General features: G+C 70.3%; 8 protein-coding genes and 1 riboswitch. Of the genes, 5 read left to right on the plus strand and 3 right to left on the minus strand.

From position 1 onward, the window contains the following. Nucleotides 1-14: 14 nt before the first annotated feature. The 3 genes from SH587_RS21265 to SH587_RS21275 form a co-directional block, all read right to left on the minus strand. Complete coding sequence (locus tag SH587_RS21265) at nt 15-4973, minus strand: RHS repeat-associated core domain-containing protein (protein WP_320672662.1); 4959 nt, start codon at nt 4971-4973, stop codon at nt 15-17. Between the two features lie 149 nt (nt 4974-5122). After that, on the minus strand, nt 5123-5449 hold the full coding sequence (locus SH587_RS21270; RefSeq protein WP_320672663.1) for a hypothetical protein: 327 nt from the start codon (nt 5447-5449) through the stop codon (nt 5123-5125). A gap of 436 nt (nt 5450-5885) precedes the next feature. After that, nucleotides 5886-6377, minus strand: coding sequence for a type II secretion system protein (locus tag SH587_RS21275; protein WP_320672664.1), 492 nt, complete (start codon nt 6375-6377; stop codon nt 5886-5888). A gap of 82 nt (nt 6378-6459) precedes the next feature. Beyond that, a riboswitch (cyclic di-GMP riboswitch) is annotated at nt 6460-6540 on the minus strand. Nucleotides 6541-6733: 193 nt separating this feature from the next. On the opposite strand from SH587_RS21275, the gene SH587_RS21280 reads away from it, so the two are divergent. The 5 genes from SH587_RS21280 (at nt 6734) to SH587_RS21300 (ending at nt 12308) form a co-directional block, all read left to right on the plus strand. After that, entirely contained in the window at nt 6734-7888 is a 1155-nt protein-coding gene (locus SH587_RS21280; protein WP_320672665.1) for a type IV pilus modification PilV family protein, read from the plus strand. After that, the gene (locus tag SH587_RS21285) at nt 7885-8562 is read left to right on the plus strand and encodes a PulJ/GspJ family protein (RefSeq protein ID WP_320672666.1); all 678 of its coding nucleotides are present in this window, start codon (nt 7885-7887) and stop codon (nt 8560-8562) included. Before SH587_RS21280 ends, SH587_RS21285 begins: the two co-directional genes overlap by 4 nt. 11 nt (nt 8563-8573) lie before the next feature. Continuing rightward, a complete protein-coding gene (locus tag SH587_RS21290) occupies nt 8574-10778 on the plus strand; it encodes a hypothetical protein (protein WP_320672667.1) in 2205 nt (734 codons plus the stop codon). A gap of 49 nt (nt 10779-10827) precedes the next feature. Next, nucleotides 10828-11310 carry a hypothetical protein gene (locus tag SH587_RS21295; RefSeq protein WP_320672668.1) on the plus strand — a complete coding sequence of 161 codons (483 nt, stop codon included), beginning with the start codon at nt 10828-10830 and terminating at the stop codon, nt 11308-11310. A gap of 323 nt (nt 11311-11633) precedes the next feature. Then, the gene (locus SH587_RS21300) at nt 11634-12308 is read left to right on the plus strand and encodes a Crp/Fnr family transcriptional regulator (protein ID WP_320672669.1); all 675 of its coding nucleotides are present in this window, start codon (nt 11634-11636) and stop codon (nt 12306-12308) included. The last annotated feature ends 347 nt before the right edge of the window (nt 12309-12655 follow it).

Consider the following 12655-nt stretch of genomic DNA (forward strand, 5'->3'; position numbering starts at 1 on the left):
GCGACGAGCGCTCACTACGTTGCCGAACCGCACGGGCAACCCTTGCCGAGGACATTCTGAAACGTGTTCGCCACCTGGCCGGGAAACTCGCCTTGGACGCGGTTGATCCAATTGAGCGCACCACCGCCCATCGTCTTGGCCAAGTCCTCGACTCTGGCTAGACGTGCGGCCGGGGCTGTCGTGAGGAGCATCGTCCCAGCGTTGGCAGCAAGCGCTCCGAGCACGGACTGGTCGCAACGTCGCGCCTTAGAGATGGCGTCAGGCACGCCGAGTAGGAAGCCTGCGAGTGCCGCACCCCCGCAAACGCCCGCACTGGCCACAACGCATGCCGCGCCAACGCCGAAGCCGACAACAAACTGACGATACTCCCAGGCAGTCCGACCAACGAAGCTCCCGGCATCCCAAGCGGCGTTCACGCCTGCCTTCAGCGCTCCACCAACCGCGTCTCCCACGTCATCGACGATCGGCACGTGCCCCAAGCCCAGGAACAGCCCGCTCGGATCCGCGTAGTTCAGCGGGTCGTCGCCAGCGTACGCGTACGGATCCTTGGTCAGAGCGCCCAGCGGGTCGACGGTGAGGAACTGTCCCGTGCGCGGGTCGTAGTGACGGGCCCGCAGGTAGATCAACCCGGACCCGTCGTCGTGATACTCGCCGGCGAAGAGCAGCGACGTCTCAACGGTCCCGGTCCGGGTCGCCAGCGACCCGAACGCCGTGTAGGTGAAGCCCGCGACGACCGCGCCGGTCTCGTCGGTCAGCCGGCGCGTGCTACCCAGTTGGTCGTGGTGGTAGAAGGCGACGTCGCCGCTGCCGTCGATGTGCTCCACGGCCCGACCGTCGGGCCCGTAGATGTAGCTCGTGCCGCCCTCGGTCAGCATCAGCGGCAGGGCGGCGACGCGATCCCAGGTGAACGACCGGGCATTTCCGCCTGCCTCCCGGCGAACGCGAAGTCCGTCTGCGTCGGACTCGTACTCGACCGTGGTGCCGCCGGTCTCGGCGGCCGAGACCAGGAGCTGCCGTTGGTCGTAGGAGTATGCGCGCGTGGCCTGTCCCCCGCCACTCTCGCCGGTACGTGACCCCAGGGCATCGAAGGTGAAGCTGCGCTGCGTCGCGCCGGACCCGGTTGCCGTGAGCTGCCCGGCATCGTCGTACGAGAGGGGGTCGGTGGCCGCGAGCTTCGTGATGCCGTCGGCGGCGTCGTAGGTGAACTGGTCACTGCCGGCGTCGGTCAGCCGTCCGTTGCTGTCGTAGTCGTAGGCCGTCGTGCCGCCGGGCATGTTCTGCGCGGCTTCGGACGCGACGCGTCCACCGTCCGTCCGACCGTAGTCGAGCTTGCCGAGGCTGCCAGCGACGTCGCCGAAGGCGATGCTCTCCGGCGCGCCCGAGCGGTCGCGCGTCACGCGGTCGACGACGGCGGAGCTGCCCGGGAAGGTCGTCTTCGCGAGGCCCCCATCCGCGTCGTAGGAGAAGGAGACCGTGTTGGTCAGCCAGTCCGAAACCGAGGTCATGAGGCCGTCGTCGTCGAACGTCCTGGTCACCTTCTGGCCGTTGGGATAGGTGACTTCGATCGGACGGTCGCCCAGGTCGTAGGCGTACTCGATCGTTCGCCCTCCCCCGTCGACGGCCTTGGTCAGCCGGCCCAGGGTGTCATAGTCGAACGACGAGGTGCCGGTCCCGTCGACCATGCCGGTCCGGTTCCCGTCGGCGTCGTAGGAGAAGGTGAGATCGTGGGTGTCGGGGTCCGAGTAGTCGACGCCTAGCAGGACCCCGGCGTCGTCGTAGCTGCGCGTGGACGTGCGTCCAGCAGCGTCGGTCTCGACCGTCAGGTTGCCCGCACCGTCGTACGCTCGGCTCGTCCGTCGTCCGAGCGGATCGATCGTCGCCGTCATCCGGCCGGCGGCGTCCCATTCGTAGATCGTCGTCTTCCCACGGCCATCGGTGAAGCCGGTCACGTTCCCGTCAGGGTCGTAGCCCGTGATCTGCTGCGACCCGTCGGTCCGCGTCTGGCGAACGGCTTGGTTCTCGGCGTCGTAGGCCGTCTCGAGCACCACGCCGTCCGCGTCCGTCACCTTGGTTCGGTTGTCGTTCGCGTCGTAGGCGAAGGTCGTGACCTTGCCCTTCGGGTCGGTCACGGTCGACGGCCGGCCGCGAGGATCGCGCACGATCGTCGTGGTGAAGTCGGCCGGGTTGGCGCCCGTGACATGGCCACGCCCATCGGTCTGCGTCAGCAGCCGCGACGCCGCGTCGAAGGTGGCCGTCGTATTGCGACCCTCGGGACTGGTCGTGCTCACGCGGTTGCCAGCGGCGTCATAGCCGAAGAGCTGTTCCTTGTTGCGGGCGTCCGTGATCTTGGTCAGTTGGCCCTTGGTGTCGTAGGCCAGCGACGTGACCTGCGACTGATCCGGCTGCCCGGGACGAACGAGGGTCCGCGTGATCTTCGTCGGGTTGAGGTTCGAGTCGTACTCGAAGGTCGTCTTGCGGCCAGCGGGCGTCGTCGTCGTGAGCACCTGACGGCTGGTTCCGTAGGTCCAGCGGGTGGTCCGGCCTTCGGCGTCCTCGACGCTGGTCCGGTTGCCCTTCGTGTCGTACGTCGTCGTGGTCTCGTGCCCGTTGCCGTCGATCCGCTTCACCGGGTTTCGATCGGCGTCGTAGATGTAGCTCGTCGTACTGGCCTCGGGCGTTCCGAAGCCACGCGTGATCGACAACGGCCGTGTGTCGGCGAACCGAATCCGCGTGACGTCGCCGGCCGGATTCGTGATCCGCGTGACATCGCCGTCGTAGACCCAGGTGCGGCGGCGGTTGAGCGCGTCGGTCTGGGCCACGACTCGGCGTTGCGGGTCGTACTCGGTCGTCGTGGCGCCACCGCGAGCGTCGGTCATCGACGTCAGCTGGTGGTCGTCGTCGTAGTCGAACTCCCACAGCGGATCGGATTCGCCGTCGTACCGCACCGAGCGCAGTTCACCGTCGTCGAAGGTGTAGAGCACCTTCTGACCGGCGGGCCCGCTCACGCTCGTCACGTGATCGTCGCCGTCGTACGCGTAGGTGAAGGTCCGCCCACCAGGATCCGTCGCCGTCGAGATACGCCCGGATCCGTCGTAGGCGAGAGTGATCGCGTTCCCCGAGCGGTCCCGCGTCTCCACGAGGCGGCCGTCCGTGTCGAAGAGCCGACTCGTGTGATCGGGCAAGCCGTACTCGTACTTGCCGTCGGATCGCCGTCGAAGCGTCGCTTGGACCCAAGCCGGCGCGCCGAAGGTTCCGTCCGTGCGCGGCAAGAACGGGACGACGCTGCCGTCCGCCTGGTGCACGCGGACCCGCTGCTGCGCCGTGTCGACGGCGAGCCGGTCGCTGAAGGGCCCGGTCCAGCCGTAGCCGAACGGTCCGCCCACACTCGCGGCCTGCGAGTTGTAGGTGCGGGTCAGGGCAAGCCCGGGTCCGAGACCGCCGACCTGCAGATCGGTCTGCGACTCGAACTGGTTGCCGGTCGAGCAGTCGACTGGCTTCCCCGCGCAGGCACGCTGCTCGTTGGGCGTTGCAGGATTGTGCGGTCCGAGCTGCTCGCCCGGGCCCGGTGCGAGCTTCAAAATCGGCCCACGGAACCGTAGTTCACCGCTGACTTGCTGCACATCGCCATCGTTGTCGAAGCCCCAGTCGACGTAGGTCGTTCCGGTGCCGGTCGTCTTGCGAACGACACCGGAGTTCACCAACACCGCCTGTGAACCACCCACCACCTGCAATCCCTGAGACGTCTCCGAATTCAGCGTCAACGTCCCAGAGTTCACGATCGCGGAATTCTCACCAGCCAAATAGCCACTCGCCAACGTCAAAGACCCTGCATTCCGCAACGTACGCGTCTGCAGAAAGTGCCAATAGCCCGTGATCGACCCCGTCGCCGTCGACGACAGAACCGTCTCACCGCTCCCCGTCAACGCACCACCAGACCACTCAAACGACTGATCAACCCGCAGCGAACCAGCCCCACCAACCGTTCCAAACCCAGAAACAACGAGACGATCGGTCCGCACCGCCCCAGCGACCGTCAACTTCCCGCTCACTGACGCCGACGCGCCGATCACCGAAACATCGGCCCCGTCAAGTCTGGCGCCGTCACCGAGCGGCAGCGTCCCAGCCACCGTCAAACGAGCGCCCTGCGCATCGACAACGCTCGTTCCCCATGCCCCATCAACCTGCAACCGACCGGCCAAGCCAGGCGTACGCCACGTGCCAGACGACTCACCACCGCGCCGAAAATGCAACTCGCCAGCGCCAACCGAAACCGAACCAGTGTCCTCGACCCGCCAATCCACGACGCTCGCGCTCGTTCCGGTGCCGGTCGTCTTGCGAACGACACCGGAGTTCACCAACACCGCCTGTGAACCACCCACCACCTGCAATCCCTGAGACGTCTCCGAATTCAGCGTCAACGTCCCAGAGTTCACGATCGCGGAATTCTCACCAGCCAAATAGCCACTCGCCAACGTCAAAGACCCTGCATTCCGCAACGTACGCGTCTGCAGAAAGTGCCAATAGCCCGTGATCGACCCCGTCGCCGTCGACGACAGAACCGTCTCACCGCTCCCCGTCAACGCACCACCAGACCACTCAAACGACTGATCAACCCGCAGCGAACCAGCCCCACCAACCGTTCCAAACCCAGAAACAACGAGACGATCGATCTTGGATGGTTCATCCGCATCGGTGATCTGCAAGTCGCCAGTGATCTCAATAGCGACAGGACCAACGATCGACGCGGCGCGCGCCGTCGACGTGACGATGATGGTCCCTCCGGCAGGCGAGCAAACGTGATCAGTACCGGTCGGCACGCCGCCGATCCAGTTGCCCGCGTCATCCCATCGATGATTGCCAGTCGTGTCTGTCCAGACGCGATCACAGCCCGCTGCGCTGGCCGAGCCCCCCAGAAGCGGCATCGCAAGCACGAGAACCAGGAAGATCAGCGTAGACCGTGTGTTTGGACTCACCGGTCGATCTTCGCCCGCGACCGAACCACCAGGGGCTCATCTGGACGCTCGTACGACGCCGCCTCAGAACGCGTTCGCTCCTCGTCGCCCTGGATCGGCGCGAGAGGGCGGTTAGGACGCGGCCAGACGCGGTCATCAATCGAGCGCGGTCACACGTCCTCCCGGCACGCCGTCGCCGGAATCGCCCCAGTCCGGTTCATCACCCGCGCCAGGCCGCGCGTCTCACTGTCGTACGCGTCCGCCGCCTCGGCCAACTGGGCCGGCGTGACGGGCTCCCCCCCCCGCCCTGCACCGCCCGGAACCGGGTCGAGAGCGTACGGGCCGCGAGCGCCGTTGACTCGATCCGGCGCGACAGCTCGTCGGGGACCGAGGACGTAGTCGCGGCAGCCGTCGCTGGCCTGCAGGCCCTTCAGCATCCGCCGCGCCTGCCGGTCGGCGCCCCAGAGAGCGTTCAGCGGCACCTCGAGCCAAAGCACCGTCTCGATCGTGCAGTCGCGATCGCCGGCTTAGAGCTGCATCTGGGCCGGCATCCGCGCCACCGTCTCGGAAGTCATCGCCGCCGCACGGCAGGTGATCGCCATTGCCCGCACCCGAGCGCGCCGCTCGCCGGCACATCCGCCGCTCCGCCCGCAGCACCCGGCGGACGCCGGCGGCGGTGTTCAGATCGCGCCGACCGGAGAGGCCCGCCAGCTCGTGCTCGTACTGGATCAGCAGCTGGTACTCCGGCTGGGTCAGCTGGATCGTGGACTCGGTGGCGAAGGAGCCGCAGGCGGTAATGGCTCCCTCAATCATCGCGGCGGCCAAGAGCGCCCAAGGCTCCCTCGCGCTGCCTGTGATGGAGCTCAACGTCGCACAACGACAGCGTGGGGCGGCCAATGGCCGCCCCACGGGTTCAGAGAGTGAGCGGCCGAACTACCAGTTGCCGGTGCTCGGGCAAGCGCCCTCGCCCGTCGTGGTGCAGGTACGAACAGTGCTGCCGTTCGACGACTTCTTGATCACGAACGCGTTGTCCGACTTCGAGTACGCAGTGACGATGTAGCTGGTCTTCGCGTCCTGGCCAGCGTCAGTGTTGGCGCTGATCACGATGTCCGCGTCGCCCGCGACGTGCGTGGCCACGATCGGCAGACCGGTTGCGCCCGGGTTCGTTCCCCCGGAGAGCTCGGTCTCCGTGCGGCAGGTGGAGTAGTCCTCCGAGTTCGTGTAGCACGACTCGATCTGCGAGACCGCGTTACGCGCGTTGCTCTTCGCGCTCGCGTCCTGCCCCTTCGCCCGCTGACCCAGGAAGGTCGGGATGGCGATCGCGGCGAGGATGCCGATGATCAGGATGACGACCAGCAGCTCGACGAGGGTGAAGCCCCGCTCCTCAGCTGCGCGGTTGCGCATCCGGTGGATGAATGAAGACACGTTGTGACTCCTGTGTGGTGGACCGTTGGTTCCCTGCTGGCCAGCTCCGCGACTCCTGCCGCGGGGTCCATCACTGCACCCCGGTGGCAACCCGGCTTCCTCCCACGTAGGGAGGCCCGTGGCTTTGCGTCCCACCCTCACGAGTGGTTTGCCCTTGGCACCTCGGTGCTGGCGTCTTGCACGAACCTCATCGGGACCGGCCCCGGCGGGCTGGAGACCGTCTCAACGTTCGTACGAGGAGCGGTCGCGCAAACTGGGGGCCGACTTGCCGCGCTATTGACGCGCGAGGGTGGCACGCCGTCCATTCGTTGAGTCCGCTCCCGGTTGGTGCACCCCCGACCGATGCAGGCCGTGCGATGCCGCACGTCCAGCTCCCACCGGCCGATCCGGCGCCCTCGGACGCCCGCCGACCGGCGGACCCCGACCGCCGCCGACCCCGGTCCCGCTCCGGCGAACGGCGGCTGGTCCGCCTCCACCGCCGCCCCCGCGTCCAGCGCCGTCGCGCCGGCGCCCGCGGCCTGCGGAGCGAGGGCGGCTTCACGATGGTCGAGGTCCTCGTGGCCGCCACGATCCTGGTCGCCGGGGTCTTCGCCACCCTCGCGCTGATGGACCGCGGCGCCGCCGCCACCAGCTCCTCGCTCCAGCGCGACCGCGGCAACGCGATCGCCCGCGAGGTGGTCGAGCGGGCCACCGGGATGCGCTACGTCCGGACCCGTGACGCGACCACCAACAAGTACAGCGACGTCAACGAGCTCGCCGGCCTCAGCAACGCCACCTCCACCGTCCGCCCCGAGCTCGAGGTCGCCACCCGCCTGCGCGCCGCCCTCGATCCCGACGGCGACGGCTCCAGCAGCGCGATCACCATGCAGGACGTCAGCGGCCGCTACGTCCAGCGCAGCAGCTGGCAGCTGACCCGCGCCGGCACCCGGTACACCATCACCTACCGGGCCTGCACCCGCTCGGACGAGATCAACCAGACCATCATCCAGGGCGTCCTCGACTGCGACCGCCCCGCCGTCACCACCCCGCCCGGCACCAGCTTCCCTCCCGACACCGGCAGCACCGCCAAGTGCAGCCTGGGCCTGGCGCTCGGCAACAACCTGCCGAACGTCCCCACCCCCACCCAGGACGTCCGCGTGCGGCTGCAGCTGCTCAACGTCCTCGGCCTCGACCTCTGCACCGGCGGCCTGCTCAACAGCCTCAAGGGCCTGACCGGCGCGCTCGGGCTCGACAGCGCGATCCAGACCGTCTGCGGCGCCCTCGGCGCCGTCGGCCCGACCGTCGGCAGCGTCCTCTCCGGCGTCACCGGGCTGCTCGGCACGCTCGGCGCCAACGCCAACATCGGCCTCTGCCCGACCGACGAGATCAAGGACCAGACCCTCGACATCGCCGGCGGCATCGGCACCGCCACCAAGGTCGAGACCACCGTCACCTGGACCGACCGCAGCAGCCGCCAGCCGCGCACGATCCGCCAGACCGCCGTCGTCCGCCGCTCCGCGAGCGCGTCATGAGCCGCCGCCCCGACCTCCGCCGCGACGAGGGCCTGACCCTCGTCGAGATGCTGGTGACGATGGCCCTCGCCGGCGTCGTGCTGTTCGCGATCCTCGGCGCCTCCGACATCCTCGGCTCCTCGACCCAGGACGCCAGCCGCGTCAGCGACAGCCAGGAGCTCAGCCGCCAGGTCGTCCGCCGGATCACCAACGACGCCCGCCAGGCCTACACGCCGACCGCCGGCGCCGCGACGCCGATCGCCAGCGTCGCCCGCAACCAGCTGGTCTTCGCTGCCGCGATCCGCAGCGGCAGCAGCGAGTCCCCGGGCTGGATCGCCTACTGCGCCGACGCCAACGGCAGCCTCTACCGCGGCCAGCTCGTCGCCGGCGGCTACGTCGCCCCGACCGCCTGCGGGACCAACGCCGGCGGCTGGACCTTCGCCCGCCTGATCGACCGCCGCGTCGTCTCGCCGTCGACGCTCTTCTCCTACACCGCCGACGCCGGCTACACCGCCAACGGCTGCCCGCAGCAGGCGCCGACGCCGGCGACGCCGAACCCGACCCCCTGCCTGCCCGCCCCCGCCGCCGTCCGCGCCGTCGGCCTGCGGCTGGCCGTCAGCCGCAAGCCCGGCTCGACCCGCGGCGCCGTGATCACCAACGCCGCGGTCTCCCTTCGCAACGCGATCGCCCAATGAGGAACCCGACGATGCCCGAACCGCGTCCCGCCTCCCGCGTCCACGACGAGGGCGGCTGGGTGATCGTGCCGGTCGTGGCGCTGCTGGCGATCGGCCTGATGCTCGCGTTCGCGGCCCTGCTGCTCGTCGACCGCCAGACCCAGGCCGCCGGCGGCGAGCGCGTCACCGACGCCGCCCAGACGCTCGCCGAGGGCGCCGCCACCGCGACCGCCAACATGCTCGCGAGCGACGAGAGCGACCCGCTCTGGACCGCCCGCTTCAGCGCCTGCGAGACGGTCAGCGGCAACCTCGCCGGCCCGCCGAGCAGCACCGCCAGCTTCGCCGGCCGCGTGCAGGCGGCGGTCAACGACTACTTCGACGCCGCGACCGCCAGCGGCTCGGCGCTCTCCGACTACGTCGACAAGGGCGGCCGCTCGACCCGCTGGACCGTCTACGTCTGCCCGACCGACGACAACGGCACCCCCGCCGACCCGCGCTGGGACGACGCCGCGAAGCTGAAGACCGCCGCCGGCACCGCGCTCGCCAGCTGGCCCGCCAACAGCCAGAAGTCGACCGGCTACCTGACCCCGGCCGGGCGCGAGGGCCAGCCGACGCTGTGGGTCCGGGCTCAAGGCGACGTGCGACCGGCGACCGGATCCAAGGGCCGCTCCCGCGCCGTCGCGGCCAAGGTCCAGCGCGGCGCCACCAAGTGGCAGCCCGATCCCGCCTACGCGCTGGCCACCGGCAACTTCGACAACGACCTCGGCACCGTCACCGGCCAGGTCTTCGGCTCGCTGACCACCGCCGTCGGCCAGAAGCTCCTCAACGGCGCCCTCGGCGAGAAGGGACTGCTGGGCAAGCGCGACGACCTGATCGGCGACGCGCCGCCGCCGAACGGCGACAACCAGAAGGCCAAGATCGGCGTCCGCTGCGGCCTGCTCCAGGGCGCCGACGACACCGTCAAGGGCGTGCTCGGCAACGGCATCGACCTGCAGAAGCTCGACCTGAACCTCTGCCTCGGCGGCGTCTTCGGCCAGGTCAGCCAGCTGAAGCTGCTGCAGAAGACCGGCCTCGACACGCTCACCAACCCGCTGCTGGGGATCGACCGCTACCGCAACCTGAACAACTACGCGATGGCCCCCGCCGCGGTCGTCGACGCCTACAAGTCGTCGGCCAAGGCCGGCGACAACGGCAGCGCCGGCGCGCTGCGCGGCGTCTACCGCGACCAGATCGCCGGCACCACCTACAACCCCAACAACCCCGGCAGCGTCGCCGAGTGCAACCTGCCCTGGAACCAGATCACCGCCGACACGGTCGTCTACGTCGACAAGATCGGCGACGGCGACCAGTCCTGCTCGATCGACGCCAGCCGCACGGTCAACGTCCGCGTGCTGGTGATCAACCGCGGGCGGATCGTGATCCGCGGCAAGCTCAACGGCGTCGTCTACGCGCTCAACGGCAACGAGTGCGCCAACGCCCCCAGCACGGGCTGCACCCAGGCCTACCGCGCCGCCCAGCCGACCCGCGAGGTGGTCCGGATCGAGGGCAGCCAGGCGGTCGTGACCGGCGCGGTCTGGACCGACGGCGTCCGCAGCAAGACCGGGATCTACCCCGGCAGCGAGCCGGGCACGCTCGGCGGCGCGCTCGGGCCGCTGCTCTCGGCGGTCGCCTCGCCGGTCGACAACACGCTCTGCTCGCTGCCGGTGCTCGGGCCGCTGCTCTCCGGGCTCACCAACCTGCTCGGCGACATCCTGACCCTGGTCACCGGGGGCACCGTCACGGCCCAGCTGCCGGCCGGCAGCGCCGGACCACCGAGCGACAACGTCGACCAGCGCGCTTGCGGCGTGGTGCGGACGATCGTCGGCCAGCTGGCGAACCTGCCGGGACTGTCCGGGCTGATCAGCGCCGGCGGCCCGACCAACTACGGCTACGACAAGTGGGAGAAGTGCGTGCCCGGCGTGCTCAACCTCTTCTGCGCCGGCGTCGGCACCGCCTGGCGCAAGACCGGGACCGGGACCGGCAGCCAGACCCTGCCGGCCGGTCTCCTGAACGACCTGCTCAACAGCGGACCGCTCAACAACGTCAAGCAGCTGCTGATCACCCTCGGCGGCACCAACCACACGATGCTGGTGCGGGACCCCTCCCTGATCGGCCGAGCCGCGATCGACGTCCCCGACAACGCCAGCTTCGTCCCCGGCTCGTTCCGCAGCGTCGTCCCCCGCGCCGCCGGCACCTGATCCGGCCCCACGGCCCAGGCCCGAGCGCCGACCCGCCATACTCCAGGGCGTGCCGGCGATCCGCCTGATCATCCTGGCCACCGTCGTGATCGGCGTGCTCGCCGTGGTGGGCGCGATGGCCCCGCCCGTCCAGCGCGACGGGCGCGACCGGCCGGTCGGCCAGCCGCCGTCGGCGTCGCGGGCGCCGGCCGGGCCGGCGGGCGAGGTGGTGCGGATCCGGACCCCCGCTCGCGAGCCGGTGGCGGCCGCGGTCGGCGACACGATCGAGCTGCGGGTCGAGCTGCCCGAGTTCGACCGGATCGTCGTGCCTGCGCTCGGCGTCGAGGAGGAGGTCTCGCCCGACGTGCCGACCACGATCCGCTTCCCCGCCGTCCGCCGCGGCAGCTTCCGGGTCCGGTTGCAGCTGGCGCGCCGGACGCTGGTCCGGATCGACGTCGGCGGCGACGGGCCCCGCTCGCGCCCCGCCCCCTCGCCGGTCACACCGCGCGACGGCAGCCAGCCGACGCCGGCCAGCGTGCTGCCGATCGGCTGAGCGCGCCCGCGCGGCGCCGCCTCCGGCTCCGACGCAGGAAACCATCCCCCGTACCGGCGATCCGCTCTGGTCAGGCGGGCGACGGCACGCTACGTTTGCCGCGGGTCGTCGCTGGGCAACCACCCCTGCTCTGCCGGCGCCTGCGTGCGCCCTGGTCAACGACGCACGCTCGGGTCGAGTGGCTCCCGCAACGACCCATGCGGGGGCCGCTCCCCGTCGCCCGCTGGTGTGGCGACGGGGTGGGAGGATCGCCGAATGGGAGGATCCGGTCCCGGCCTCGCCGTCGTCGACCTCCGTTCCCCCCGAAAGCGCTCCGCCCACCCGTGTCCGTCCATCTGCTCGAACGGCTTCCCGAGGAGACCGCCTCGCGGATCGTCCTCGGCGCCCGCCGCCGGCGCTTCGACCGCGGCACGATCATCTTCCACGAGGGCGACCCCGCCGACACGGTCCACGTGGTCCGCCGCGGGCGGGTCGCCGTCGAGGGCACCACGCCGCTCGGCGACACGGTGATCCTGACCGTCCTCGGCCCCGGCGACATGGTCGGCGAGCTGGCCCTGGTCGGCAACGAGCAGCCACGCAGCGCGACGGTGATCGCGCTCGAGACCGCCGAGACGCTGGCCATCCACCGCGCCGACTTCGCCCGCCTGCGGCGTGAGCACCGCGAGACGGACGACGTGATCATCGAGGTCCTGGCCGACCAGGTCCGGCGGCTCTCGGTCCACGTGATGGAGGCGCTCCACGTCAGCGCCCCGACCCGCGTCCGCCGGCGGCTGATGTTCGTCGCCGACCTCTACCTGCGCGAGGACGCGACGCCCGACAACCCGATCACGGTCCCGCTGACCCAGGAGCAGATCGCCCAGCTGGCCGGGACCACCCGGCCGACGGTCAACGAGGTGCTGGCCGAGGAGCGCGACCTGGGTGCCGTCCTGCTCGGCCGCGGCCGGATCGAGATCGTCGACCTGGCCGCGCTGCGGAGCCGCAGCGAGCGGCTGCGCTGAGCGGGCTCCGTCGGCCCCCGGACGCCGGCTGTGTCGGCCCGCCGACGGACAGCCGTCAGGGCGCGCCCTAGGGTCGTGCTCAGATGGCGCGACTCGTCAGCTCGGTGCGAGCGACCGGTCCGGGGTCCGACCGGCACCGGCTTCCGCAGGGTGCGCGGGCGTGCCGTCCACGACCGTCGCCGCCGGCGGCGGGTGGGGTGGAAACGGTCGGCCTGCGGCGGCAACGGCAGGGTGGTTGCTGCGACCGTCGTAGGCCGAGCCGAGTAGGCTAGGACGCTATGGGTCAGGGTCGTTGGTTCGATGTCGTAGGGGTACGACATCGACGCAATCAGATGGGGGTCGTGCGC

It is taken from the genome of Patulibacter defluvii (assembly GCF_034096925.1).
Taxonomy (GTDB): domain Bacteria; phylum Actinomycetota; class Thermoleophilia; order Solirubrobacterales; family Solirubrobacteraceae; genus Patulibacter; species Patulibacter defluvii.

What these genes read in the sequence shown, in the direction of transcription:
- SH587_RS21280 (WP_320672665.1), top strand. Translation starts at nt 6,734, where the DNA reads ATGCCGCACGTCCAGCTCCCACCGGCCGATCCGGCGCCCTCGGACGCC.
- SH587_RS21285 (WP_320672666.1), top strand. Translation starts at nt 7,885, where the DNA reads ATGAGCCGCCGCCCCGACCTCCGCCGCGACGAGGGCCTGACCCTCGTC.
- SH587_RS21290 (WP_320672667.1), top strand. Translation starts at nt 8,574, where the DNA reads ATGCCCGAACCGCGTCCCGCCTCCCGCGTCCACGACGAGGGCGGCTGG.